This window comes from Pseudomonas sp. PGPPP1, from assembly GCF_002255865.1.
GTDB classification, from domain to species: Bacteria; Pseudomonadota; Gammaproteobacteria; order Pseudomonadales; family Pseudomonadaceae; genus Aquipseudomonas; species Aquipseudomonas cremoris.
In genome coordinates, this window is the sequence record NZ_NKIG01000007.1 from 81,498 (window position 1) to 107,061 (window position 25,564).

Here is a 25,564-nt window from a genome sequence, read left to right on the forward strand (position 1 = left end):
GCACCAGGCCGCTTGCAGGGGTGGACGATGCACTCATGAACGGTGCACCCCGAGGGTAGGGAATGTGGCTGTATAAAACGGACTCAGCAAAGGTAAGCCTCCTGTTGTGAGCGGGCAGCGAACCACCGGGTTTAACTTGAACGAGCATTCAAGTTAAACATGGATAGGCGGTTTGGGACTAATCGCAGGGCTGAGTGGTAGGTAATTCCTACACTAGCTCAAGGAAAGGTATGACGTGTGTGGATGACAAATCGTTCAGCGATTGCTGACTCAAACTTGGAATGCAATCAAAATGTGGGAGCTGGCTTGCCTGCGATAGCAGTGAGCCAGCGAGTGCATGAGTTGCTGACCCACCGATATCGCAGGCAAGCCAGCTCCCACATTGAGTCTGTGTTCGTCTTACTTTTGCGTACCGTCATCGTGTTGCAGATTGGCCTGGGTGATATTCGCCCCTGCCGGCACGCTCCGGGTCAGCCATACGTTGCCGCCAATCGTCGAGCCCTTGCCGATGGTGATGCGCCCCAAAATAGTTGCCCCGGCGTAGATCACCACATCGTCCTCGACAATCGGGTGACGCGGGTGGCCCTTCTGCAACTGCCCGTCCTCGTCCGCCGGGAAGCGCTTGGCGCCCAACGTCACGGCCTGGTAGATGCGCACACGCTCGCCGATGATCGCGGTCTCGCCGATCACCACGCCGGTCCCGTGGTCGATAAAAAAACTCGGGCCGATCTGCGCGCCAGGGTGGATATCGATTCCCGTCGCCGAGTGAGCAATCTCCGCACTGATGCGCGCCAGCAACGGCAGCCCGGCGCGGTACAGGTGGTGCGCCAGGCGATGGTGAATCACCGCCAGGATGCCGGGGTAGCACAGCAGCACTTCATCCACGCTGCGCGCGGCCGGGTCGCCGTGGTAAGCGGCGAGTACGTCGGTGTCCAACAGGCTGCGCAGGGAGGGCAAGGCCAGGGCAAAGTCCTGGATCAGGCGGATGGCCAGGGCATCGACTTCGCTGTCATCCTTGGCGCCTTGTCGCGCGGCGTAGCGCAGCTCCAGGCGGGCTTGGGCGAGCAGCGCATTCAACGCCACATCCAAGGTGTGGCCGACGTAGAAGTCTTCACTTTCTTCACGCAGGTCCACCGGCCCCAGGCGCATCGGGAACAGCGCACCGCACAGCGATTCAAGAATCTGCGCCACCGCTTCGCGCGACGGCAGCTCACGCCCGCCATGCTCGCCGCTCAAACGGCCATTGCGCGTTCGCCACTGGTCCCGGGCGCCGCGCAACTGGCTGACGATGGTCTGTAATTGCCAATGACTGGAACGCTCACTCACGGTATTCACTCCTGACGAAATGCCCATCACTTTACGGTATGCACCCTGGCCGCCCTTAAGAACCAATGGTGTGATGCTAAGAACCATCCGGCATAACGTGATTGGCGGTTGCCCGATGAAAAGTGCCTGCCTATAGTCGCCCCATCACTTAGCAACCGTGCGTAGCCATGATCAAACAACAGCTCGACCGCTTTAACCGTCTGGAACTGCTGGGCGGCGCCACTGGCCTGGAAAAACTTGAACGGCTATCGGCCTGGCTGGGCCGGGACATCTACGTCAAGCGCGACGACACCACGCCCCTGGCCATGGGCGGCAACAAGCTGCGCAAGCTCGAATACCTCGCCGCCGATGCCATTGCCCAAGGCGCCGACACCCTGGTGACCGCTGGCGCGATCCAATCCAACCACGTGCGCCAGACCGCCGCACTGGCCGCCAAGCTCGGCCTGGGCTGCGTCGCCCTGCTGGAAAACCCCACCGGCACCGAAGACCCCAACTACCTGGGCAACGGCAACCGCCTGTTGCTGGAGTTGTTCGACGCCAAAGTCGAACTGGTCGAGAACCTGGACAACGTTGACGACCAACTCAACGCCCTCGCCGACCGCCTGCGCAGCAACGGTAAAAAACCATACCTGGTGCCTATCGGCGGCTCCAATGCCCTCGGCGCGCTGGGCTATGTACGCGCCGGGCTGGAATTGGCCGCACAGATCGAAGACAGCGGGATCGAATTTGCCGCCGTGGTACTCGCCTCCGGCAGTGCCGGCACCCACAGCGGCCTGGCGCTGGCCTTGAGCGAAGTACTGCCGAACCTGCCGGTGATTGGCGTCACCGTGTCCCGTACCGACGAAACCCAGCGCCCTAAAGTTGAAGGCTTGGCGCAGCGCACGGCTGAGTTGCTGGGCGTGGATATTCCCGAGGCGTTCAAGGTGATCCTGTGGGACGAATACTTCGGCCCGCGATACGGCGAACCGAATGCGGGCACCTTGGCGGCGATCAAGCTGCTGGCGAGCCAGGAAGGCCTGCTGCTGGACCCGGTCTACACTGGCAAGGCCATGGCGGGTTTGCTGGATGGCATTGGGCGTCAGCGCTTTGAGGACGGGCCGATCATTTTCCTGCATACCGGCGGGGCACCGGCGTTGTTTGCTTATGGCGCCGCATTCAGCTGAAGGAACAGGGATCAAATGTGGGAGCGGGCTTGCTCGCGAAGACGGACTGGCAGTCACCAGATGTATTGACTGATCCACCGCTTTCGCGAGCCAGCCCGCTCCCACATTAGAATCGCGACATATTCAATAAAAGAATATCAAATAAGATTTATATTATTTTCAAGTCTTAAAAACCCGCTCTATCATCGCGCCGTAGGCGAAGACGCGCTACGCGCTTTAAGGCAGGATACGACTACTGCGTCACCTGCTTCGCACAACACAAAAAACACAGGGGCTCTTCATGACTATTTCTGTATTCCGTCGCACATTGCTGGTGGGCACTTTGGGCCTGGCACTCGGCGCTGGCCTGATCGGCCAAGCGGTCGCGGGTGAACAGCTGGACAACATCAAGAAAGCAGGCGAGATCAAGATCGGCCTGGAAGGCACCTACCCGCCGTTCAGCTTCGTCGATGAAAGCGGCAAGCTCAGCGGCTTCGAAGTGGAACTGTCCGAAGCCCTGGCCAAGGAGCTGGGGGTGAAGGTCAAGCTACAAGCCACGCCTTGGGACGGGATCCTCGCGGCCCTGGAATCCAAGCGCCTGGACGCTGTGGTCAACCAAGTGACCATCTCCGAAGAGCGCAAGAAGAAGTATGACTTCTCCAAGCCGTACACCGTCTCCGGCATTCAAGCGCTGACCCTGAAAAAGAACGTCGACACCATCAAGACCGCCGACGACCTGGCTGGCAAGAAAGTCGGTGTGGGCCTGGGCACCAACTACGAACAATGGCTCAAGGACAATCAGCCTAAAGCCATCATCAAGACCTACAACGATGACCCAACCAAGTTCCAGGACCTGCGCATCGGCCGTACCGACGCCATCCTGATCGACCGCCTGGCCGCCCTGGAATACGCCAAGAAAGCCACGGACACTGCCGCCGCCGGTGCTGCCTTCTCCCGCCAGGAAGCCGGTATCGCCCTGCGCAAAGGCGAGCCAGAACTGCTCGACGCGGTGAACAAGGCCCTCGACAAGCTGCGCGCTGATGGCACCTTGAAGAAGCTGTCCGAGAAGTACTTCAACGCTGACGTCACTCAATAATGGAAGCAGGTTTCCAACTCGCGCTGGACTCCGCGCCCTTTCTGCTCAAGGGCGCGTATTACACGGTGATCCTCAGCCTCGGCGGGATGTTCTTCGGTTTGCTGCTGGGCTTCGGCCTGGCCTTGATGCGTCTTTCGCGCTTCAAGCTGGTGAGCTGGCTCGCCCGAGTCTACGTGTCGTTCTTTCGCGGCACGCCCTTGCTGGTACAGCTGTTCTTGATCTACTACGGCTTGCCGCAAGTGGGCATCGAGCTGGATCCGATCCCGGCGGCCATGATCGGCTTTTCGCTGAACATGGCCGCTTACGCCTGTGAAATCCTGCGTGCCGCCATCGGTTCCATCGAGCGCGGCCAGTGGGAAGCTGCGGCCAGTATCGGCATGACCCGCGCGCAGACCCTGCGCCGGGCCATCCTGCCGCAAGCCATGCGCACGGCCTTGCCGCCGTTGGGCAACAGCTTTATTTCGCTGGTCAAGGACACCGCGCTAGCCGCCACCATCCAGGTGCCCGAGCTGTTCCGCCAGGCTCAACTGGTGTCTGCACGAACCTTCGAAATCTTCACCATGTACCTGTCCGCCGCCCTGATCTACTGGATCCTGGCGAGCCTCCTGGCGCATTTGCAAAATCGTCTGGAAGACCGGGTCAACCGGCATGACCTGGAGTCTTGAAGCATGATAGTGGTTGAAAAACTGACCAAACAATTCAAGGGTCAGGTGGTGCTCAACGGCATCGACCTTGAGGTCAAGGAAGGCGAAGTCATCGCCATCATCGGCCCCAGCGGTTCCGGCAAGACCACCTTCCTGCGCTGCCTGAACTTCCTCGAACAACCCACCAGCGGTCGCATCAAGGTGGGCGACATCGAGATCGACACCAGCAAGCCGATCAACCAGCAGCAAGGCCTGGTGCGGCGCTTGCGCCAGCATGTGGGTTTTGTATTCCAGAACTTCAACCTGTTCCCCCACCGCACGGCGCTGGAAAACGTCATCGAAGGCCCTACCGTGGTCAAGAAGATGCCGCACGATGCGGCGGTCGCCCTCGGCCGCAAGTTACTGGCTCGGGTGGGCCTGGCGGGCAAGGAGGACTCATACCCACGGCGCCTCTCCGGTGGCCAGCAACAGCGCGTGGCGATTGCCCGGGCGTTGGCCATGGAACCGGAGGTGATTCTGTTCGACGAACCCACCTCTGCCCTGGACCCGGAATTGGTGGGTGAAGTGCTGGCGACTATCCGCAGCCTCGCCGAAGAAAACCGCACCATGGTCATCGTCACCCACGAGATGAGTTTTGCGCGGGATGTGGCCAACCGCGTGATCTTCTTCGACAAGGGCGTGATCGTTGAGCAAGGCGAAGCCAAGGCGCTGTTTGCCAACCCCAAGGAAGAACGCACCAAGCAGTTCCTAAGCAAATTCCTCGCTCACTGAGCCGGATGCTGCGCAGCTTCTGTAGTGAGCGGGCTTGCCCCGCGCTGGGGGGCGAAGCCGCCCCAACCCAGGCACCGAATTTATCCCATTAAACCTCGCGGCCAGAGTTTAGGGCGGCTTCGCCCCCCAGCGCGGGGCAAGCCCGCTCGCTACAACAAGTCTGCGTATCCAACGGTAAAACAACCCGCTGCCTGCCTCTTAAGATCCCCCCGCCAGTCAGACCCTTCTGAATATCTCCATACCCGCCGTTTAGCCCTTTGCCTCCATTGACGCTCCTCTGCCAACCCTCTTATCTAACGCCCAGAGGATTGGATCCTATCCCGGCTATTCACTGAATCGTTCTTTTCGGCCCCTTCGCGCACCCGCGCCAAAAGCCGGAACGATTGCTGCTGGCTGCATCAAGGAGATTACTTATGACGCACACCCCGCTCACCGCCCCGACGCTGCCCCAAGCCCTGCGCAACGGCATCAATGCCCTCGCCGCCGCCCAACTGCAGGTCGACATCGCGCCCTATCCCGGCATGGATGAAGGTGACTTGATCGAGCTGTTCTGGAACAACTGCTTTGCCGCCTCACGGCGGGTAACCGCATGCAAGGTCGGTATGCCTACCCATCTGCGGGTGCCAGAGAGTTTCGTGCTGGATGGCGCAGCGCAGGTGCATTACCAGGTCATGCAGGTCGGCCGCAGTCCTGCCCGTTCGGCAGTGACCCGGGTGCGCGTGAAGACCCAGTATCCGGGTGGCCAGCCCTTGCCGTTGTACAGCGATGAAAACCAGAGCCTCGCGCCTGTGGGCCTGCCCGACAGCATTCGCCGTTACGGCGTCAACGCCAGCCAGGTCGGGCGCGGTATTCCGCTGACCATCGAACCCTATCTGAACATGAGCACCGGTGACGCCATCACCCTGCGCTGGGGTGATGCGCGCCTGGATTTGCCGAAGATCCAGGCCAAGAACGTCGGCTTGGCCGTACAGGTGTGGGTGCCTGGGGCGCTCATCATCGAAGCCGGCGATGACAGTCGGCTGGACGTCACCTACTGCATTCTGGATCGCGTGGGCAATAACTCACGCTGGGCGCCGGCGCGCACGTTGCGCATCGCCGCCACAGCATCATCCCGCAGGGCCGGGGCGATGTTGATCTACCAGCCTCGCACGCTCGGCTCACCGTGTGAGCCGGGGTAACAGACCTTCTATGCTTATTCCAAAACGCACGTTTATTTAAATATTTAACGCGCTTAAGGTATATGCACCGGACCACCGGACATCTCTGATTTTTCTGTTTTTATTTCATTGAATGCGAGGTCGGTATGGTCAGAATTACCCCGGTGCATAACGCCAGGGCATTACGTGCAGCCAAGGAGCGGCGCTGATGTCTAACTTGGCTCAAACACCCCACCAGAGCGATCTGGATGTAGCCCCGCTGTTGTTGCCTGCCACCGTGCTGCGCAACGACGCCGAGGCCCTGAACGCAGCTCATACGCTGGCCGAGGCGGCGCGCCTGCAAGCCGCCAAGCGCGATCAGCAACGCAAGCTGCCATGGGCACAGATCGAGCAGTTCACCCGCAGTGGGCTGGGCAGTATTTCCATTCCCCGTGAATACGGCGGCCCCCATGTGTCTTTCGTGACCCTGGCCGAGGTGTTCGCGATCATCAGCGCGGCAGACCCGGCCCTCGGCCAGATCCCGCAGAACCATTTCGGCATCCTGCACCTGTTGCAGGGTGCCGCCACCGAGCGCCAGAAAAAGCAGCTGTTCCAGAGCGTCCTCGACGGCTGGCGCATCGGCAATGGCGGCCCGGAGCGTGGCACCAAGAACACCCTGGAACTCAAGGCGCGTATCACTGCCCAGGGTGACGGTTATGTGATCAGCGGCCAGAAGTTCTATTCCACCGGCGCGCTGTTTGCCCACTGGGTCGCGGTCAAGGCGCTGAACGATGACGGCAAGCAGGTCATGGCCTTTGTACGCCGTGGTACCGAAGGGCTGCGCATCGTGGACGACTGGTCCGGCTTTGGCCAACGCACCACCGCCAGCGGCACAGTGCTGTTGGACCAAGTGCCGGTGGACGCAGAGCTGGTCGTTGAAAACTGGCGCATCGGCGAAACGCCGAATATCCAGGGCGCTGTTTCGCAACTGATCCAGGCCGCCATCGACGCCGGCATTGCACGGGGTGCGCTGGATGACACCATCGCCTTCGTCCGCGAGCGCTCGCGCCCCTGGGTCGACGCCAAGGTCGAACGCGCCAGCGATGACCTGTATGTGATCGCCGACATCGGCAAGTTGAAGATTGAATTGCACGCCGCCGAAGCGCTGCTGCGCAAGGCCGGCCAGGTGCTCGACCAGGTCAGCGCTGCGCCGATCACCGCGCAATCCGCAGCCCGTGCCTCGATCGCCGTGGCCGAAGCAAAAGTGCTGACCACCGAGGTGTCGCTGCTGGTCAGCGAAAAGCTCTTCGAACTGGCCGGCAGCCGCGCCACCCTCGCTGAATTCAACCTCGACCGTCATTGGCGCAACGCCCGGGTGCACACCCTGCACGACCCGGTGCGGTGGAAGTATCACGCCATCGGCGCCTTCCGACTCAATGGCACCCTTCCGGCCCGCCATTCCTGGATTTAACCGACCAGACCTCTGGAGAAATACGCATGACCCTTTCTCACCACGTCGCGGTCATAACCAGCGACGAACAAGCCCTTATTGTCGCCAGCGACCTGGCCGAAGACTTCCGTCGCGACAGTGTCCAGCGCGACCGCGAACGCCGCCTGCCCCTACCCGAACTGGACGTGTTTTCACGCTCCGGCCTGTGGGGCATCAGCGTGCCGAAGGAATACGGCGGCGCAGGCGTGTCCAACGTCACCCTGGCCAAGGTGATTGCGCTGATCGCCCAGGCGGACGCCTCGTTGGGCCAGATCCCGCAAAACCATTTCTACGCACTCGAAGTGCTGCGCGTGAACGGCACGCCAGCGCAGCAAAAACGCCTGTACGCCGAGGTGCTGGCTGGCCAGCGTTTCGGCAATGCGCTGGCCGAACTGGGCACCAAGACCGCCCACGACCGCGTCACCTCCATCACCCGCGACGGCGATGGTTTTCGCATCAGCGGCCGCAAGTTCTACTCCACCGGTGCGATCTATGCCCAGCGCATCCCAACGTCCGTAGTGGATGAACAGGGTGTGCAGCAACTGGCGTTCGTGCCGCGTAACAGCGAAGGCTTGACGGTGATCGACGACTGGAGCGGCTTCGGCCAGCGCACCACCGGCAGCGGTTCGGTGGTGTTCGACAACGTGTGGGTCGCCGCCCACGATGTGATTCCATTCCAGAGCGCCTTCGAGCGTCCGACCACTGTCGGCCCGCTGGCGCAGATTCTTCACGCCGCCATCGACACCGGCATCGCCCGCGCCGCCTTTGAGGATGCGCTGCACTTTGTGCGCACCAAGACCCGCCCCTGGATCGATTCCGGCAACGACAAAGCCACCGAAGACCCGCTGACCCTGAAAAGCTTCGGCCACCTGAGCATCCGCCTGCACGCCGCCGAAGCGCTGCTGGAACGCTCAGGTGAATTTCTCGACCGCGCCCAGGCCGACAGCAACGCCGAGACCGTCGCTGCTGCCTCGATTGCCGTCGCCGAAGTGCGTGCCTTGAGCACCGAGATTTCGCTGGCCGCTGGCAGCACCTTGTTTGAACTCGCCGGCAGCCAGGCAACCCTGGCCGAACATGGCCTGGACCGCCACTGGCGCAACGCCCGCGTGCACACCCTGCACGACCCGGTGCGCTGGAAGTACCACGCAGTGGGCAATTACTACCTCAACGATGAAAACCCGCCACTGCGGGGGACCATCTAAATGGCCAAGAAAAAAATCCTGCTCAATGCCTTCAACATGAACTGCATCGGGCATATCAACCACGGGATGTGGACGCATCCACGGGACACGTCCACCCAGTACAAGACCATTGAATACTGGACCGAATTGGCGCAAACCCTGGAGCGCGGCTTGTTCGATGGCTTGTTCATCGCCGACATCGTCGGCGTGTACGACGTCTACCAAAACTCCATCGACGTGCCGCTTAAAGAGTCGATCCAACTGCCGGTCAATGACCCGTTGTTGCTGGTGTCGGCGATGGCTGCCGTGACCAAAAATCTCGGCTTCGGCCTCACCGCCAACCTTACCTACGAGCCGCCGTATCTGTTCGCGCGGCGCATGTCCACCCTCGACCACCTGAGCCGTGGCCGAGTGGGCTGGAACATCGTCACCGGCTACCTCGACAGCGCCGCCAAGGCCATGGGCCTGACCGAACAGGTTGAGCACGACCGCCGCTACGACCAGGCCGACGAATACCTGGAAGTGCTCTACAAGCTCTGGGAAGGCAGTTGGGAAGACGGCGCCGTGGTCAATGATCCACAGGCGCGGGTGTACGCCCAGCCGGGCAAGGTGCACAAGGTCGAGCACCACGGCGAGTTCTACCAGGTGGAGGGTTATCACCTGTGCGAACCCTCACCGCAACGTACGCCGGTGCTGTTCCAGGCCGGCAGCTCGGATCGCGGCTTGCTGTTCGCCGGGCGCCATGCCGAGTGCGTATTCATCAGCGGGCAGAACAAGGCCTCGACCAAGATCCAGGTGGACAAAGTGCGCGCCAGCGCGGTCGAGGCCGGGCGTAATCCAGACGACATCAAGGTGTTCATGGGGCTCAACGTGATCGTGGGCGCCACCGAAGAATTGGCCTGGGCCAAGCACGCCGAGTACCTGAGCTACGCCAGCGCGGAAGCCGGCGTGGCGCATTTTTCGGCGTCGACGGCGATCGATTTTGCCCAATACGAACTGGACGAACCGATCCAGTACGTGAAGAGCAACGCGATCCAGTCGGCCACCAAGAACTTGCAGAACAACGACTGGACCCGGCGCAAATTGCTGGAGCAACACGCCTTGGGCGGTCGCTATATCACCCTGGTCGGTTCGCCTGAACAGGTGGCGGATGAACTGGAATCGTGGATCAGCGAGACCGGGTTGGATGGCTTCAACCTGACGCGGATTGTGACGCCGGAAAGCTATGTGGACTTTATCGATCTGGTGGTGCCGGAGTTGCAGAAGCGCGGGTCGTACAAGACCGCGTATGAGACCGGCACGTTGCGTGAAAAAGTCTTCCACAACACCGCGCGCCTGCCCGAACAGCACACCGGCTCTACCTACCGACACTAATCAAAATGTGGGAGCTGGCTTGCCTGCGATAGCGGTAGGTCAGCAAAAAAGAGTTGCCTGACAGACCGCTATCGCAGGCAAGCCAGCTCCCACAGTAGACCGCATTGTTCTGACCTAAATCTTATGACTGGAAATTGATAATGAAAAAGACACTGCTCTCCCACCCAGTCAAAGCACTGGCCCTGGCTTTTGGACTGTTCAGCTCGGTTGTATTCGCCAGCGACGCGCCGTTGAAAGTCGGCACCACTGCCGCTTTCGCCATCCCGTTGGAAGCCGCCGTGGCCGAAGCCGGCAAGCAAGGCCTGAAAGTCGAACTGGTGGAATTCACCGACTGGATCGCACCGAACGTCAGCCTCGCCGCCGGTGATATCGACGTGAACTACTTCCAGCACATCCCGTTCCTGGAAAACGCCAAGGCCGCCGCTGGGTTCGACCTGGTGCCGTATGCACCGGGCATCATCAACAACGTCGGCCTGTACTCGAAGAAGTACAAAAGCATCAATGACCTGCCCCAAGGCGCCAGCGTGGCCATCGCCAACGACCCGATCAACAGCGGTCGCGGCCTGCAACTGCTGGCCAAGGCTGGCTTGATCACCCTCAAGCCGGGCGTGGGCTACAAGGCCACCGAAGAAGACATCGTCAGCAACCCGAAGAAGATCAAGATCCTGCAGGTCGAGGCCGTGCAACTGGTACGCGCCTATGACGATGCCGACCTCGTGCAGGGCTACCCGGCGTATATCCGCCTGTCCAAGACCTTCGATGCCGAGTCGGCGCTGCTGTTCGACGGCCTGGACCATCCGGAATACGTGATTCAGTTCGTCACCCAACCCAAAGGCACCACCGACCCACGGGTGATCAAGTTCGTCGACATTTACCAGCACTCGCCGGTGGTGCGCGCCGCGTTGGATAAATCCCTCGGCAAGCTCTACCAAGTCGGCTGGGAAGCTAAAAAATGACCGCCGCCCACTCTCAACTGCGCGACCTGGGCCTGCCGCCCAGGGACGCCGAGCAGACAGAACTGCACCCTGACCTAAACCGCGCCCACGTGCGCTTCATTAACCTGGGCAAGACCTACGACGGCAAGGTACATGCCCTGCAAGGCATCGACCTGGCGATCCAGCGCGGTGAGGTGTTCGGCATCATCGGCCGCAGCGGCGCCGGTAAGTCCTCGCTGATCCGCACCATCAACCGCCTGGAGCAACCCAGCAGCGGGCGAGTGCTGATCGATCAAGTGGACATCGGCGACTACGACGAAGACCACCTTGTAGCCCTGCGTCGGCGCATTGGCATGATCTTCCAGCACTTCAACCTGATGTCGGCCAAGACCGTGTGGCAGAACGTCGAGTTGCCGCTGAAAGTGGCCGGCGTGCCCAAGCTGCAACGCGAGCAAAAGGTGCGTGAACTGCTGGAGCTGGTGGGTTTGCAAGACAAGCACAAGTCATATCCGGCGCAGTTGTCCGGTGGGCAGAAGCAGCGCGTGGGCATCGCCCGTTCGCTGGTGCATGACCCACAGATTCTGCTGTGCGACGAGGCCACTTCGGCCCTCGACCCGGAGACCACCCAGTCGATCCTCGGCCTGCTGCGCGAGATCAACCAACGGCTGGGTTTGACCATCGTGTTGATCACCCACGAGATGGCGGTGATCCGCGAGATCTGCGACCGCGTGGTGGTGCTGGAGCACGGCCGTATCGTCGAGCAAGGCCCGGTGTGGCAAGTGTTTGGCAACCCGCAGCATGAAGTCAGCAAGACCTTGCTGGCACCGCTGCAGCACGGCCTGCCGGAAGAACTGCAAAGCCGTTTGCAGGCTACACCGGCATCAGCCGATGCCGCCGTGGTGCTGCGCTTGCAGTTCACCGGCAGCGATACCGATGAGCCAGACCTGGCGGCACTGTTCAGCGCCCTCGGTGGCCGCGTGCGCTTGCTGCAAGGCGGCGTGGAACGCATCCAGGGGCACGCCCTGGGGCAACTATTGTTGGCGGTGAGTGGCTCGACCCACAGCGCTGAGGAACTGCGCAACCGCGCCGGCAATTGGGCACAACAGGCGGAGGTGCTGGGCTATGTGGTTTGATCGTTTATTGCAGGGCGCCATCGACACCCTGTTGATGGTCGGCGTGTCGTCGCTGATCGCGTTGCTGGTGGGCATTCCGCTGGCGGTGTTTTTGGTCACCAGCGACAAGGGCGGCATCTACCAGGCCCCGGCGCTGAATCGTGTGCTGGGAGCGTTCGTCAATCTGTTCCGCTCGATTCCGTTTTTGATCTTGATGGTGGCGTTGATTCCCTTCACCCGGCTGATTGTTGGCACCACCTACGGTGTGTGGGCCGCCGTCGTACCGCTGACCATTGCCGCTACGCCGTTCTTTGCGCGGATTGCCGAAGTGAGTTTGCGCGAGGTCGATCACGGCTTGATCGAAGCTGCGCAGGCCATGGGCTGCCGCCGCTGGCACATCATCTGGCATGTGCTGTTGCCGGAAGCGCTGCCAGGAATCGTCGGTGGGTTCACGATTACGTTGGTGACCATGATCAACTCGTCGGCCATGGCCGGTGCAATTGGTGCGGGTGGCCTGGGCGACATTGCCTACCGCTATGGCTACCAGCGGTTTGACACGCAGATCATGCTGACGGTGATCGTGTTGCTGGTGGTGCTGGTGGCGTTCATTCAGTTAGGTGGAGATCGGTTGGCGCGGGTGTTGAATAAACGCTGAAAGCCGGGGCGGAATTTGCTGGCGTGTGACGTAAAGTTCGCTAGTTCAGCGCATGCGCTCTAATAGAGTGACCTACGAGAAACCTGCTGGCTCCACCCTGGCTTAATAGTTGACTCAGGACCGTTGAATCGCTAACCACCAACTCGCTCATGTCATTCCATTCGACAGGTGCGTGTGATTGCCACTCGATGTATTCAACAGGTCTCCTGGCCCCCCCAACAGTCCCTTGCGTCAAGGCCGTCCACATATCTCGATCCATTTCAAAAAACACTGGATATGGATTGTTGAACGTTCCTAGATTGTCAGGGGACGCTGCCATGTCAAAGCTGTCCCTACCCAGTAAGGTCACACTTTCCCTGGATTCATCGTGCAATACGAAGGCAGCATCTCCATAGGACTTAGCGCCACCGGCCGCCGAATCTGTGACCACCTGTAACGCACCATAAAGAGGACGTAGCTTAGGGTTGAAGCGTTTGTGCTGTCGATCACCGTACTTGCGCACCACTTTCGAGTCAGAGTGTTCATAATTGAATATTCCGGTTTCGAAGCCGTCTCTGAACACCAAAGAGTCTTCTTCGGCAGTCCCGCGCTCCCAAACATTTTGCATCCCACTTTCCTGTAGATCGGCGACACTCATAGAAGGCAAGTTGTATGTCAGGGGCGCCTCGGCCAAGCCTTGTACAGCAGTGGCCAACGCATCATTTGCCGTTTTTACATCGGTGGTTCGCTCCATCTTCATTGCCATCTTCAACGCTCTCTCTTTGTCGCTCTCCCGACGCTGCTGAATCATGGGCACCAAATACAGCTTGAAGTGTTCGATGCGCCCGGCGATTGCTTCGCTGTCACTGATGGGGCCATTTGAGCTAACCAAACCAAATAGCCTACGCATCAAGCCTCCCCCATCCACAAACTTGATCGGATTGTTGGTCAACATACAAAACAGGTTTAACCCGTCCAACGCGAGAAATGGATCAGGACTAACCCACCGCTGCAACCACGGCGCGTAATACCGATACCCATAATAATAAAGCCCCGTCGCATCCCGCTTTTTCCCCGAATACCGAATCGTCTTGTACTTGGCCTCCATCCCATTACGCCCCACCCAGCATGCCGTGCCGCCAAATGCGTAATACCATTCCTGGCTGATCAGCCTGCCCAAGTGATCAAGTTCCACCGCACATGACCCCAGATGATCCGTAAGGCTGTAGCGAAGCTGATCATTCACCAAACCGTCCGGTGGCGCAGAGGTCCAGTGCAACACGCGCACCTGGTTGCGCCCGGCTTGCAGACTGATCACGTGATGCTCTTTGCCGCTGGCGCTGTCGCGATGGAGTTCCAGGCCAGGCAAATACAGCACTTCGCTGCGCAAGGTTCGGCGCGGGGTATGTGCCATGCGCACTGTGCGCAGGCGATGCCCCGGGCGGTCATAGCGATAATGCTCGTCATCGTCCGGCTCTTCTTCACGTGCCACTTGCGTGACCCGGCTCAATTGGTTGCGCGCATCCCAGTCCATCTGCTGGCCGGGCATCAGTTGCCGCTGGTTGCCGTTGGCGTCGAAGCCTAGGGCGATGTCGGCTTCGGTCGGCAATGAACCGTCGTTGCGCTGCGCCAGGCTGCGGTTGCTAGTAGCCGAGGTGAACATACGAAAGGTCGGCGCGTTGCTGTGATGGCGCTCTTTCAGGTTGCCCGCTACGTCATAGTCGAAGGTTTGGGTGTAGGGGCGCAGTTGCGCGGGGTCCAGGGGCGTCGGTTGCAGCACCGGCAGTTCAGGGCCGTAGCCGGGCGTCACCACTTCAAGGCCACGGGCTTCGACCAGTTGGTAAAGGCTGTCGTAGCGGTAGTCGTTAATCGGTTCGAGCTTGCGGTTGTTGAAGTGGCGGATCGGCTGCGCGCGGTCTTCTAGGCGTAGGATATTGCCGACCGGGTCGTAGGTGTAGTGCAGGTCCTGAAGCCGCTTGCCTGCACCGTCTTCGCTCAGCAGGTGTTGAAGACGTCCGTTTTCCTCGGCATAGCGTGCCGTAGTGATGACACCATTGCCGGCAGTTTCCTGCTCGACCTGGCCGGATGCGTTGTAGCTAATAACGCTGACCAGCCATTCGAGGGCCGCGCCCGTCAGGCGCAAACCCACCTTTTTGGTTTGACCTGCCACGGTGTACGTGAAGAGGCTGAGGTTGCCCATGGCATCCGTTTGCGCCTGCGATTCGCCAAGGCTGGTGTAGGTCTGCTCCGTCACAAATGTCTCATCGTCGAGTAAATCGTCTCGGGCCGGCAGTTCCGCTGGCCAATGCGGCGCGTCCAGGGACTTGAGCACACGCGTGGCCTGGGTGATTGGCAGTCCGAGAAGGCTGTAGCCTGCGATGCTCAGGCTGCTGGCCGGTGTGTCATGGCGCAGCAATTGCCCGCGCCGATTGTGGGTCGCGTCGGCATCACCGTAGAGCATGCGTTCGACCGTTTGCAGGCTGCCTTCGCCGCAGCGCTCATGGATCGCAGTGACTCGCTGAAGGGGGTCGTACTCGGTGTGACACTCACTGTCTCGGCTGTCCCAGGCAAGCACCGGTAGGCGGGCCTCGTTGAACAATGTCAGTTGCCAGCCTGCGTCAACGCTGTCGGTAAGCAACGACTGGCCTGCGAGGCCGTATCCCGTGCTCAGGTTGGGATTGGAGAGACGCGGGTCCCAACTCTGCGCCAGGCGACCGGCAGCATCGAAACACTGGCGCGTAATGCGCGGCTGTAAAAGCTCGTCTGGCTGTTGACGGCAGTAGCCCACACCACGCACCACCAAGGCGCGGGGGTCGTGTACCAACAGCGTGGGTGTGGCGGTGTCGTGCAGCGACATGGGAGGGCTACGCTACTGACGCGGGATCGACTCACTATGGCCCGGTTGCAGCGACGGCGATACTGTGAAAACTAACAGGTAAGTCTTCAAAAGCTGCCCATTCACGTATATTCGCGAGACGTCCATTACCTGCGCACTCCTCATGAAGCTCGCCCTCGACGACCTCGACCAGATCACCTCCACCACCCTCGGCCACTACAACAAGGTTGCCGAGGACTTCCGCGAAGGCACCCGCGACCACGATGTGAGTCAGAACATCGACGCGCTGTTGCGGCATATACAAGGCTCAGCGCCGTTTACCGTGCTGGATTTCGGCTGCGGGCCGGGGCGGGATTTGCAGACCTTTACCCGCATGGGGCATATCGCCGTGGGCCTGGATGGCTCGGAGCGGTTTGCGCAGATGGCACGCGAGGACAGTGGGTGTGAGGTGCTGCAACAAGACTTCCTGAAGCTGGATCTTCCGGCTGAACGCTTCGATGGAATCTTCGCCAACGCCGTGCTGTTTCATATCCCCAAGCAGGAACTGCCGCGTGTACTCAAGCAATTGCAGGGGGCGTTGAAACCTGAGGGTGTGTTGTTCAGTTCCAACCCTCGGGGTGAGAACCAGGAGGGTTGGAATGGGCCGCGGTATGGGTCTTATCACGACCTGACGGCGTGGCAGGCACTGCTGGCCGAGGCGGGGTTTGTGGAGTTGGAGCATTACTATCGGCCGGCGGGATTGCCCCGCGACCAGCAACCCTGGCTGGCCAGCGTCTGGCGCAAGGTGTAGATGAGTGTCGACTGAACCGGCCCCATCGCAGGCAAGCCAGCTCCCACAGTTGACCGAGTTTCCACTTTGGAATGCAGTTACCTGTGGGAGCTGGCTTGCCTGCGATCGCTATTTCACCTGATACACCACAGGTTTTTCACCCTCCACCAACGCCGTCACACTATGCCCGGCATACCCTTCTCTCGGCATCGCAGCAAAATTCGCCACCAACCGCGTACCATCCGCAAACGTGGTTTCCTGCACCTGCCTATCCGCCGTCAACCACCGAAACCCGGTCATCGCCTGCGTCGCCAAGCGCTGATGCAACGGTCGGAAAAACCGGTCCTGGCGCTCAATCACCGGCAATCGCTGCTTAACCGTCTCCGCACTCAAGTGATACAGCGGGGGCACGTTGTAGAGCAGTTGGGTCAGTTCATTCTCAGCCAACACATTGCTGAGTTTCAGGCTGTCGAACAGCCAATGATGGGTGGTGATCACCGAACCGTGAAACACGGCCTGGTATAACGGCAGACGCATGCTCGGCTCGAAATGCACGGTGCGGAACGGCTCGTTGAGCGGTACCGGTTTAAAGAACACCGTCGGCTGCTCGGGCGGGTACCAGTTGCCCACGTAGTAGGGCGATTGCTTGTCCTGGGTCATGGCAGGATCACCCCAGCCAATCACCGGCGTCTGCATGCCATGGGCGAACAGAATGCCCTGTGCGGTGATGGCGTTACCGTCTTCAGAGCCGGCGGGCAGTTTGAGCGTGGTATTGAGCCAACGGGACGCATCGATATTGCCTTCGGCGTTTTGCGCCTGGGTCATTGAGGCGCCATGGCGATAGCTGTCGAACACCATGCTGGTGGCGTAGGCATCCAGGAACCAGGCGTTGAAGCCAGCCTTGACTTGGACTGCCTTCACCCTGGCTTCGAGCAACGGCCGCACACAGCGCGGGTCGGTGTAGTGACCCGATTGCTGGAAGCCGGTTTTCAGCTTGCCGGTGCTCAACACAATCGCGCAGTCGCGATAGGCCTTGCTGCCCAGGTGGGCCGTGGTCCAGTCGGGGTTTTCCGTGGCGGACAAGGCCGTTTCGTAAGAGTCGTAAGGCGCCATCAAAAACCCTGCAGCGACACCCGCGCGGATCGCTTCCGGGTGCCAGAGCCCACCCTCCCAGCCCTCGCCCAGGGTCACCAGCAAGCGTGAAAGGTCAGCGTTGACCAACGATTGAATCGTCGTGCTACCCCAGGTATCAGGGGCATCACTCAACGCGCCGGCAAACACGACCGCCAGTTGATCGCGTAGCTCACCATAACGCGCAGCGAGGCGCGACATATCAGGCTCGTCTACCTGCCAACTCTGGCGTGCTTTTTTGTTGATCGCTCCATTGAGCCCACGCAGCAGCACCGTTTGCTCATAGCGATTCAACGCAGTGTTTTGCACCAGGACTTTCGTGGCTTCCTTGTCCAGCAAGCCCTTGAGTTCGTGATTGCGCAGCCGCTTGAGCAGCAGCGGCCAATCGCGCACGTCCTGCGCGGCCAAAAGATCATTACCCCACACATAAACATGGCTCGCGCCCAGCAGCTTTCGCGCTTCGGGTGTCTGGCGCAGCTTGTCCGCCAGGGGTTCATAGCGCCCCTGCTCCACCAACCACTGGCGATAACGCTTGGCGCCGGCCAAGGGATCGGCATCGCCCAGGTGCAACAACAGCGTCATGGGCGCAGCAGGGTCGAGCGCCGTAAACTCATGAGCCACTGACAGGGCCTGGCCGTCCTGCCAGTGCAGGCGGTTGTTGTAGGGGTTGGTCAGCAGCCAATTCAAGGTGAAGCTACCGTGGTCCATACCCCACAGCGGCAGGCTCAGGTCCTGAGTGGTGTTGAGGTTGCCTTGCGCTTGCAGAAATGCCGTCCATGTTGCATTGCCCGCCGGCACGTAATGGCCTTCAGCTAACGGCCAGATCAAACCCTTGCCCATGGCACTGGCCGGTTGTTGAAGGATCGGCAGTTCGCTGGGCTCCCGCGCGCGGATGGTTAGCGTTAAGTCACGTTGTTCAAGGCTGGCGTTCACGCGAAAGGCGCCTTCATCCCATTGCCAATCCGCTTGCAAGGCACTTTGCGAAAGCTCGCTGACAACGCGGGCCGCTACGCCGCTGGAGGCCTGCACCGGCGATTGGCCGCTGGGCGTGACGCGAATGGCGAGGGTGGCGGGGTCGAGTTCGACGCGCCACAGGGGGTTTTCCAGGACGGTAGTGGCGCAGGCCAGCGGTGAAAGCAGAAAAGTGCAGGCCAGTAAGATAGGACGTTGCCAGTTCATGGTGTTCGACCGGTTGGGGTGGAGGTCGGGAGGGTAGAACACAGCCCGGCCTCAAACGACAGTGGCAAAGATTCCAGGAGGTTTCGCACAAACCATATGGCATGTGGAGATCCCAATGTGGGAGCGGGCTTGCTGGCGAATGCAGTGTGTCAGTCAGTACATCTGATACTGATACACCGCCTTCGCGAGCAAGCCCGCTCCCACATTTTTAACCGTGTTTTTCCTGTTGGTCTGGCTTCGGCTCGCGGATCTTGTACCAGGCCACATACAGCGCTGGCAGGAACAGCAGCGTCAGCAATGTGGCGATGATAATCCCGCCAATCATCGCGTAGGCCATCGGCCCCCAGAACACTTCGCGGGCGATGGGGATCATGCCCAGGCTCGCCGCAGCAGCCGTTAGCAGGATTGGCCGGCGTCTGTGTTCGGTGGCTTCTACCACCGCGTCCCACGGCGTGTAGCCGTCGCGCTCGTACGCATCTATTTGCGTCACCAGGATCACCGAGTTGCGGATGATGATGCCGATCAGCGCCAAGATGCCCAGGATCGCCACAAAGCCCATCGGCGTGCCCGTGGGGATCAGCGCCAGGACCACACCAATCAGCCCCAGCGGCGCGACGCTCGCCACCAGGAACATCTTCTGCACGCTGTGCAGTTGGATCATCAGGAACGTGGCCATCAGGAACAGCATCAACGGCACCACGCTGGCAATCGGGCCCTGGGCCTTGCCGCTTTCTTCCACGGTGCCGCCGGTGGCGACCTTGTAACCCACCGGCAACTCGGCATTGAACTTGTCGATGGTCGGCGCCAACTGCTTGACCAGGTCCGTCGGCTGCATCTCATCACGCACCGAGGCCTTGATGGTGATGGTCGGCTTGCGGTCGCGGCGCCACACCAGCGGCTGCTCCAACTCATAACGCACGGTGGCGAACGCCAGCAATGGAATCGAGGTGCCGTTAGGCGTGACGATCTGCAGGTTCTGCAGGGTTTCCGGGGTGCCGCGCTCGGCGTCTTCGGCACGCCCAACCACGTTGATCAGGTAGATATCGTCGTGCACCTGGGTCACCGAGGCGCCGCTGACCACGCTGTTCATCAGTTGCGCCACGTCTTCGGACGACAGCCCCAGTTGCCGCGCCTTGTCCTGGGCAATGTCCACGCGCAGCACTTTGCCGGGCTCGTTCCAGTCATAGATGATCTCGCCCAGGTGGGTGTTTTGATCGAGCAACGTCGCCAGTTCAATGGCGTGTTTGCGCACCTGGTCGATGTCCTTGCCAGACACTCGGTACTGGATCGGTCGCCCCACCGGAGGGCCCATTTCCAAGGGTTGCACAAAACTGCCGATACCCACGAAGTCATCGCGCAGGCGTTTTTGCAGGCGCTTGATCAACTCGCCGCGCTCTTCCAGGCCTTTGCTGACAATCACCAACTGCGCGTAGTAGGGGTTTTCCAGTTGTTGGTCCAGCGGCAGGTAGAACCGGATCGCGCCCTGGCCGATGTAGGTGCTCCAGCGCGCAATGTCCGGGTCGTCCTTGATGATCGCCTCCAGGCGGTCGACAGCCTTGCGGGTCTCGTTGATCGAGGCGTTTTGCGGCAGGTTCAGGTCGACGAGGATTTCCGGACGGTCCGACGACGGGAAGAACTGGTTCTGCACGAACTGCATGGAAAACACCGACGCCACGAACAACGCCACGGTGATGCCGATGGCCCACCAACGGTTACGCATGGCCCACAGCATGCCGCCATTGAACGCACGGCCGACCCGGCCCGGTTCGGCGTTGTGGGGTTTCACGTTGGCGCTGAGGATGTGCACGCCAATCACCGGCGCAAACAGCACCGCCACCACCCACGACACCAGCATCGCCACGGCAATCACCGCGAACAGGGTGAAGGTGTATTCGCCGGCCGAGCTGGCGTTGAGGCCAATCGGCACGAAGCCGGCGACCGTCACCAACGTACCGGTAAGCATCGGGAACGCCGTGGACGTATAGGCGTAGGTCGCCGCCTGCTCCTTGGTTTCGCCTTTTTCCAGGCGCGTGATCATCATCTCCACGGTAATCATCGCGTCGTCCACCAACAGGCCGAGGGCGATGATCAATGCGCCCAGCGACACCCGCTGCATGGTGATGCCGCTGTATTCCATGAACACGAACACCAGCGCCAGCACCAACGGGATCGAACACGCCACCACCAAACCGGCGCGCATGCCCAGGCTGATAAAACTCACCACCAGCACAATGATCACCGCCTCAAACAGCGCACTGGTAAAGCCACCGACGGCTTCTTCCACCACTTCCGCCTGGTCCGACACCTTATGCACGCCAACGCCCACCGGCAGGTCGGCGGTCAGTTCGTCCATGCGTTCATGCAGGGCCTTGCCAAACGCCTGGATATTGCCGCCCTTCTGCATGGCAATCGCCAGGCCAATCGCCGGTTTGCCATTGAAGCGGAACATCGGCCGCGCCGGGTCGACGTAGCCACGGCTGATGTCAGCGATATCTGCCAGCCGATAGAAGCGGTCATTGAGCCGCAGGTTGACGTTGGCCAGGTCTTTCTCCGAAGCGAACTGCCCCGACGTGCGCACCGAAATTCTCTCCGGCCCAGCCTCGATCACCCCGGCGGGCGTCACTGCGTTCTGCGATTGCAGGCTTTGTACGACCTGGCGTTGATCAATCCCCAACGCCGCGAGTTTGCGCGTGGAGAAATTCAGATAGATCACTTCGTCCTGCTGGCCGATCATCTCGACCTTGCCCAGCCCCGGCACCGAACGGATCTCGGCACGCACTTGCTCCACGTAGTCACGCAGTTGGCGCATCGTCAGGCCATCGCCGGTAAAGGCGTACACCGAACCGAACACATCACCGAACTCATCGTTGAACGACGGCCCCTGTAAACCCTGGGGGAAGCTGCCGCGGATATCATCAATCTTCTTGTGCACCAGGTACCAGATATGAGGAATGTCCTTGGCGCTGGTGGTGTCCTTCAAGAACACAAACACCGTGGACTCACCGGGCCGGGTGTAGCTTTTCACGTAGTCGAGGGAGTCCAGCTCTTCGAGCTTCTTCTCGATGCGGTCGGTGACTTGCTTGAGGGTTTCTTCCTGGGTCGCGCCCGGCCAACGGGTCTGGATCACCATGGTCTTGATGGTGAAGGAAGGGTCTTCCTCGCGCCCCAGGTTCATGTAGGAGAACACGCCCATCAGCAGCGCAACGAACATCAGGTACCAGACGAAGGACTGATGCTTGAGGGCCCAGTCAGATAAGTTGAAGCTGCCTTTCATCGCGGGCTGTCCTCGTCGATTTTGACTTTTTGCCCGGGTTTCAGGCTGTTCACGCCAGCGGTGACGATGCGTTCGCCGGGTTTGACGCCGCCGTTGAGCAACGCGCTGCTGGCGTCACGGCTGATGACGGTTACATCACGCGGCTGCACGGTCTGGCTCTGGGTGTCGAGCAGCCAGATGCGGGTCTTGCCGTCGACCTCCTGCAAGGCGCTTAGGGGCACTTCGATGCGTGGCGCGATGGCGGTGCTCAACGTCACACTGATCGCCGTGCCAAGGCGGAACGCAGGTGGTGTCTCGGCCAGGGTCAAGCGTGCGCGCCGGGTACGCGTGGCGCTTTGGGCCTGGGGTTCGATCTCGCGCACGATGGCGGTGGTGTGCACGTTGGGGTTGAGCTGCTCGGCGACCAGGAACACCACGTCCGGCGGCAAGCGTTCGGCAAGGCCGGCGGGCAGGTCGATCACGGCTTCCTTGATATCGGGGCGGGCCAGGGTCACCACTTGCTGGCCGGCGCTGACCACCTGGCCAGCCTCGGCATTCCAAGCAGTGACAATGCCTGCGTGGTCGGTGCGCAACTCGGCGTAGTTGAGTTGGTCCTTGGCCTGGTTGACCGAAGCCTGGGCCTGGTCGAGGGACGCCTGGGTGGTTTTCAGGTCGGTCTGGGCGACATCCAACTGGGCCTGGGCACCGACGCCACGGTTGAACAATTCCTGCTGGCGGCGCGCATTGGCCTGGGCGTTGATAAATTGCGCCTGCACCTTGGCCAGATCGCCCTGGGCGGCACGCAGTTGGTTCTGTTGATCGGTGGGGTCGAGTACCGCGAGCAAGGCCCCCTTCTCCACTTCGGCGCCCACATCCACAGCGCGACGGGCGATGCGGCCAGGCACGCGGAAACCCAGGTTGCTTTCATAGCGGGCCTGGATGGTACCGGCGAAGCGGCCGAGGGTTTCCTGGTCCTCGGCTTTCACTTCCATGGACAGCACCGGTCGCACGGGCTCCGGCGGCGCTTCTTCCTTGGAGCAGGCCACCAGCAACAGGCTGGCGGCGAGTAACACCGTCAGGCGCTTCATGGCTGGGCTCCTTGCTGGGCGATTTCCACGAGCATGCCGGGGTGGAGCAATTGCCCGCCGGCGACCACGACTTTTTCGCCGCCCTTGAGGCCGTCGCTGAGGATGACTTTGCCGGTGAGGTAACGCGCCACGCTGACCTTGTGCAATTGCGCCTTGCCGTCGCTGTCGATCAACCATACGGCGGGTTCGTTGAGGTCTTTGGTCAGGGCCGACCACGGCAGCTCGATGCTGGGCTTGGCCGGGCCGTTGGCCGTGGCACTCACCACCGACCCCAGCTGCATGCCTTTGGGCAACGCCTCCAGGGCGATCTTGACCTGCACAGTGCCGGTGTTGGCCGCCACGGCGGGTGTCACTTCGCGAACTTTGCCCTGGGCCTTGATGCTGGGGTTATCCAGCAGGCTGACGGTGATCGGCGCATCAGGCGGCGGCTCCACCAACAACGACTCATAGACGTTGAACACGGCATCTCGCTCGCCGTCCTGGGCCAGGCTGAAAATCGGCACGGTGGCTTGCACTACTTGGCCCACTTCCGCCTGGCGCGCAGTAATCACACCCGGCGCGTCGGCAATCAACGCGGTGTAGCCGAGTTGTTCGCGGGCGTTGGCCAGTTGGGCCTGGGCGGCGGCCAGCGCACTTTGACTGCTGCGCAACGCGGCCTGGGCGGCATCGTATTCGCTGCGGCTGGTGTAGCCCTTGGGCAAGAGCTTTTCCTGGCGTACAAAAGCGGCAGCAGTCTGTTTGACACGTGCCTGTTCGGCCACGACTTGGGCTTGGGCCGAATCGACGTTGGTTTGCAAGTCCTTGGGATCGAGCTTGGCCAGCACTTGCTTGGCGGTAACACGGTCGCCCACATCCACCATGCGCTGGATGATCTTGCCACCCACGCGGAAGGATAAATCGGTTTGCACACGGGCCTGGATATCCCCGGTCAGTGTGACCGCTGCAGCAAAATCCGCTGACTGCACGGTCTGCACAAAGACCCGTGAATGCTGCTTGGGCTCAGCCTTTTCCTGGCCACAGCCGCTTAGCAGCGTCAGTAGGCCAAGTCCGAAAATACAGGTGGAAATACGACCGCCCATGCAGGCTCCTTTTGCGTGATGCCGACTTGCCAGTGTGTATGCGACTGTGAGCTTAGTTCAGGGTTCCTTATCTGCATGGAGGCTCCCATACTCCAATGGTTCCCACGCCGATTGAATGCCCATGCTCAAGACCCTCGCGGTGGCCAATTACCGCTCGATCAATAAATTGGTAGTGCCCTTGGACCGGCTGAATCTGGTCACGGGTCCCAATGGCAGCGGTAAGTCCAACCTGTACCGCGCCCTGCGCCTGCTAGCGGAAACTGCCCAAGGTGGGGTGATCAACGCGCTGGCCCGTGAGGGTGGCCTGGACTCCACCTTCTGGGCCGGGCCGGAAAGCATCAGCCGACGCATGCGCCAGGGCGAGGTGCCGATAGAGTCGTCGGTGCGCCAAGGTGTCAAGCGCCTGCGCCTGGGTTTTGCCGGGGAAGATTTCAGCTACGCCATTTCCCTGGGTTTGCCCGAGCCGAGCCTGTCCTTTTTCTCCCTGGACCCGGAAGTGAAGAAGGAATGCATCTGGGCCGGCCACATCTACCGCCCGGCCAGCCTGCTGGTGCAGCGTTCCGGGCCAATGGTGCGGGCACGTGACGGGCGCAATTGGGACGTACTGGCCCAGCACACGCCCAACTACCACAGCCTGTTCGACCAGGTCGGCAGCCTGCGTGGTTCGCCAGAGGTGTTGCTACTGCGCGAAAGCATCCGTGGCTGGCGTTTTTATGATCACTTTCGCAGCGATGTCGACGCACCCGTGCGCCAGCCACAACTGGGCACGCGCACACCGGTGCTGCATCACGATGGGCGCGATTTGGCAGCAGCGTTGCAGACCATCCGCGAGATCGGTGATCCCGACGCCTTGCAGCAAGCCGTAAGCGATGCGTTCCCCGGCGCGCGCTTGAACATCCAACCGTTGCAGGGCGGACGCTTTGCAATTGAGTTTTACCAGGAAGGGTTGCTGCGGCCATTGTCGGCAGCGGAGCTGTCGGACGGCACATTGCGTTACCTGCTGCTGATCGCCGCGCTGCTCACACCTAGGCCGCCGACGATGATGGTACTGAACGAGCCCGAGACCAGTCTGCATCCCGACCTGCTGCCGGCGTTGGCGCGCTTGATTATCCAGGCATCCCGGCAGTGCCAGGTGTGGGTGGTGTCCCATGCGAGTCGGTTGATTGCGGCCTTGCAGCAGGATGAAGGGTGCAATTCGATTGTGTTGGAGAAGGTGTTGGGGGAAACGCGGATTGTGGGGCAAGGGATTCTGGATGCGCCGGCTTGGCATTGGCCGGAGTGATTGAAGTGTGCCAATGAGGATCGCAACCTCGCGATCACCACTGTTGTGGAAGCCGTCGAGCCCAGCGAGTGCGTGATGACGGCGGTACAGCAACATCAACCCTGTCA

At 60.9% G+C, this 25,564-nt stretch carries 19 protein-coding genes; 13 read left to right on the forward strand and 6 right to left on the reverse strand.

The features are described 5' to 3' along the window. Nucleotides 1-399: 399 nt before the first annotated feature. Nucleotides 400-1,326: a serine O-acetyltransferase EpsC gene (epsC, locus tag CFE47_RS10915; protein ID WP_286836934.1), complete on the reverse strand. Its 927-nt coding sequence runs from the start codon at nucleotides 1,324-1,326 to the stop codon at nucleotides 400-402. Nucleotides 1,327-1,493: 167 nt separating this feature from the next. Between epsC and CFE47_RS10920 the strand changes: the two genes are divergently transcribed. From CFE47_RS10920 to CFE47_RS10970, 11 genes are all read left to right on the forward strand, one after another. Then, nucleotides 1,494-2,489: a D-cysteine desulfhydrase gene (locus CFE47_RS10920; RefSeq protein WP_286836936.1), complete on the forward strand. Its 996-nt coding sequence runs from the start codon at nucleotides 1,494-1,496 to the stop codon at nucleotides 2,487-2,489. Between the two features lie 280 nt (nucleotides 2,490-2,769). Further along, nucleotides 2,770-3,564, forward strand: a complete 795-nt coding sequence (tcyJ, locus tag CFE47_RS10925; protein WP_286836938.1) for a cystine ABC transporter substrate-binding protein — start codon at nucleotides 2,770-2,772, stop codon at nucleotides 3,562-3,564. Then, nucleotides 3,564-4,229 carry a cystine ABC transporter permease gene (tcyL, locus tag CFE47_RS10930; RefSeq protein WP_105699285.1) on the forward strand — a complete coding sequence of 222 codons (666 nt, stop codon included), beginning with the start codon at nucleotides 3,564-3,566 and terminating at the stop codon, nucleotides 4,227-4,229. Before tcyJ ends, tcyL begins: the two co-directional genes overlap by 1 nt. A 3-nt stretch (nucleotides 4,230-4,232) precedes the next feature. After that, complete coding sequence (gene tcyN, locus CFE47_RS10935; protein WP_286836941.1) at nucleotides 4,233-4,979, forward strand: L-cystine ABC transporter ATP-binding protein TcyN; 747 nt, start codon at nucleotides 4,233-4,235, stop codon at nucleotides 4,977-4,979. A 413-nt stretch (nucleotides 4,980-5,392) separates the two neighbouring features. Continuing rightward, nucleotides 5,393-6,157 (forward strand): hypothetical protein, encoded by a 765-nt coding sequence (locus CFE47_RS10940; RefSeq protein WP_286836943.1) that lies wholly within the window; start codon nucleotides 5,393-5,395, stop codon nucleotides 6,155-6,157. A 187-nt stretch (nucleotides 6,158-6,344) separates the two neighbouring features. Continuing rightward, nucleotides 6,345-7,586, forward strand: a complete 1,242-nt coding sequence (locus CFE47_RS10945) for an SfnB family sulfur acquisition oxidoreductase (RefSeq protein WP_286836945.1) — start codon at nucleotides 6,345-6,347, stop codon at nucleotides 7,584-7,586. 26 nt (nucleotides 7,587-7,612) lie between these two features. Beyond that, a complete protein-coding gene (locus CFE47_RS10950) occupies nucleotides 7,613-8,806 on the forward strand; it encodes an SfnB family sulfur acquisition oxidoreductase (RefSeq protein ID WP_286836947.1) in 1,194 nt (397 codons plus the stop codon). After that, entirely contained in the window at nucleotides 8,807-10,159 is a 1,353-nt protein-coding gene (locus tag CFE47_RS10955; protein WP_286836949.1) for an LLM class flavin-dependent oxidoreductase, read from the forward strand. 140 nt (nucleotides 10,160-10,299) lie between these two features. After that, nucleotides 10,300-11,115 carry a MetQ/NlpA family ABC transporter substrate-binding protein gene (locus CFE47_RS10960; RefSeq protein ID WP_286836951.1) on the forward strand — a complete coding sequence of 272 codons (816 nt, stop codon included), beginning with the start codon at nucleotides 10,300-10,302 and terminating at the stop codon, nucleotides 11,113-11,115. Next, on the forward strand, nucleotides 11,112-12,227 hold the full coding sequence (locus tag CFE47_RS10965; protein ID WP_286836953.1) for a methionine ABC transporter ATP-binding protein: 1,116 nt from the start codon (nucleotides 11,112-11,114) through the stop codon (nucleotides 12,225-12,227). Before CFE47_RS10960 ends, CFE47_RS10965 begins: the two co-directional genes overlap by 4 nt. Beyond that, the gene (locus CFE47_RS10970) at nucleotides 12,217-12,861 is read left to right on the forward strand and encodes a methionine ABC transporter permease (RefSeq protein WP_017736886.1); all 645 of its coding nucleotides are present in this window, start codon (nucleotides 12,217-12,219) and stop codon (nucleotides 12,859-12,861) included. Before CFE47_RS10965 ends, CFE47_RS10970 begins: the two co-directional genes overlap by 11 nt. A gap of 40 nt (nucleotides 12,862-12,901) precedes the next feature. Here CFE47_RS10970 and CFE47_RS10975 read toward each other — a convergent pair whose 3' ends face one another. Continuing rightward, nucleotides 12,902-15,697 (reverse strand): RHS repeat-associated core domain-containing protein, encoded by a 2,796-nt coding sequence (locus CFE47_RS10975; protein WP_286836956.1) that lies wholly within the window; start codon nucleotides 15,695-15,697, stop codon nucleotides 12,902-12,904. Nucleotides 15,698-15,839: 142 nt separating this feature from the next. Here CFE47_RS10975 and CFE47_RS10980 point away from each other — a divergent pair, with 142 nt between their 5' ends. Continuing rightward, nucleotides 15,840-16,466, forward strand: coding sequence for a class I SAM-dependent methyltransferase (locus CFE47_RS10980; RefSeq protein WP_286836958.1), 627 nt, complete (start codon nucleotides 15,840-15,842; stop codon nucleotides 16,464-16,466). Between the two features lie 108 nt (nucleotides 16,467-16,574). Here CFE47_RS10980 and CFE47_RS10985 read toward each other — a convergent pair whose 3' ends face one another. The 4 genes from CFE47_RS10985 to CFE47_RS11000 all read right to left on the reverse strand — a co-directional run bounded on the left by CFE47_RS10985 (nucleotide 16,575) and on the right by CFE47_RS11000 (nucleotide 24,175). Further along, complete coding sequence (locus tag CFE47_RS10985; RefSeq protein WP_286836960.1) at nucleotides 16,575-18,755, reverse strand: glycoside hydrolase; 2,181 nt, start codon at nucleotides 18,753-18,755, stop codon at nucleotides 16,575-16,577. A gap of 208 nt (nucleotides 18,756-18,963) precedes the next feature. Next, a complete protein-coding gene (locus CFE47_RS10990) occupies nucleotides 18,964-22,029 on the reverse strand; it encodes an efflux RND transporter permease subunit (RefSeq protein WP_286836962.1) in 3,066 nt (1,021 codons plus the stop codon). Then, nucleotides 22,026-23,096: an efflux RND transporter periplasmic adaptor subunit gene (locus tag CFE47_RS10995; RefSeq protein WP_286836964.1), complete on the reverse strand. Its 1,071-nt coding sequence runs from the start codon at nucleotides 23,094-23,096 to the stop codon at nucleotides 22,026-22,028. Before CFE47_RS10995 ends, CFE47_RS10990 begins: the two co-directional genes overlap by 4 nt. After that, the gene (locus tag CFE47_RS11000; protein ID WP_185704549.1) at nucleotides 23,093-24,175 is read right to left on the reverse strand and encodes an efflux RND transporter periplasmic adaptor subunit; all 1,083 of its coding nucleotides are present in this window, start codon (nucleotides 24,173-24,175) and stop codon (nucleotides 23,093-23,095) included. Before CFE47_RS11000 ends, CFE47_RS10995 begins: the two co-directional genes overlap by 4 nt. Before the next feature lie 121 nt (nucleotides 24,176-24,296). On the opposite strand from CFE47_RS11000, the gene CFE47_RS11005 reads away from it, so the two are divergent. Next, entirely contained in the window at nucleotides 24,297-25,457 is a 1,161-nt protein-coding gene (locus CFE47_RS11005; RefSeq protein ID WP_286836967.1) for an AAA family ATPase, read from the forward strand. Nucleotides 25,458-25,564 lie beyond the last annotated feature (107 nt).

Excerpts from the sequence above, each read along its gene's own strand:
- CFE47_RS10920 (WP_286836936.1), top strand. The coding sequence starts at position 1,494 with ATGATCAAACAACAGCTCGACCGCTTTAACCGTCTGGAACTGCTGGGC.
- tcyJ (WP_286836938.1), top strand. The coding sequence starts at position 2,770 with ATGACTATTTCTGTATTCCGTCGCACATTGCTGGTGGGCACTTTGGGC.
- tcyL (WP_105699285.1), top strand. The coding sequence starts at position 3,564 with ATGGAAGCAGGTTTCCAACTCGCGCTGGACTCCGCGCCCTTTCTGCTC.
- tcyN (WP_286836941.1), top strand. The coding sequence starts at position 4,233 with ATGATAGTGGTTGAAAAACTGACCAAACAATTCAAGGGTCAGGTGGTG.
- CFE47_RS10940 (WP_286836943.1), top strand. The coding sequence starts at position 5,393 with ATGACGCACACCCCGCTCACCGCCCCGACGCTGCCCCAAGCCCTGCGC.
- CFE47_RS10945 (WP_286836945.1), top strand. The coding sequence starts at position 6,345 with ATGTCTAACTTGGCTCAAACACCCCACCAGAGCGATCTGGATGTAGCC.
- CFE47_RS10950 (WP_286836947.1), top strand. The coding sequence starts at position 7,613 with ATGACCCTTTCTCACCACGTCGCGGTCATAACCAGCGACGAACAAGCC.
- CFE47_RS10955 (WP_286836949.1), top strand. The coding sequence starts at position 8,807 with ATGGCCAAGAAAAAAATCCTGCTCAATGCCTTCAACATGAACTGCATC.
- CFE47_RS10960 (WP_286836951.1), top strand. The coding sequence starts at position 10,300 with ATGAAAAAGACACTGCTCTCCCACCCAGTCAAAGCACTGGCCCTGGCT.
- CFE47_RS10965 (WP_286836953.1), top strand. The coding sequence starts at position 11,112 with ATGACCGCCGCCCACTCTCAACTGCGCGACCTGGGCCTGCCGCCCAGG.
- CFE47_RS10970 (WP_017736886.1), top strand. The coding sequence starts at position 12,217 with ATGTGGTTTGATCGTTTATTGCAGGGCGCCATCGACACCCTGTTGATG.
- CFE47_RS10975 (WP_286836956.1), bottom strand. The coding sequence starts at position 15,697 with ATGTCGCTGCACGACACCGCCACACCCACGCTGTTGGTACACGACCCC.
- CFE47_RS10980 (WP_286836958.1), top strand. The coding sequence starts at position 15,840 with ATGAAGCTCGCCCTCGACGACCTCGACCAGATCACCTCCACCACCCTC.
- CFE47_RS10985 (WP_286836960.1), bottom strand. The coding sequence starts at position 18,755 with ATGAACTGGCAACGTCCTATCTTACTGGCCTGCACTTTTCTGCTTTCA.
- CFE47_RS10990 (WP_286836962.1), bottom strand. The coding sequence starts at position 22,029 with ATGAAAGGCAGCTTCAACTTATCTGACTGGGCCCTCAAGCATCAGTCC.
- CFE47_RS10995 (WP_286836964.1), bottom strand. The coding sequence starts at position 23,096 with ATGAAGCGCCTGACGGTGTTACTCGCCGCCAGCCTGTTGCTGGTGGCC.
- CFE47_RS11000 (WP_185704549.1), bottom strand. The coding sequence starts at position 24,175 with ATGGGCGGTCGTATTTCCACCTGTATTTTCGGACTTGGCCTACTGACG.
- CFE47_RS11005 (WP_286836967.1), top strand. The coding sequence starts at position 24,297 with ATGCTCAAGACCCTCGCGGTGGCCAATTACCGCTCGATCAATAAATTG.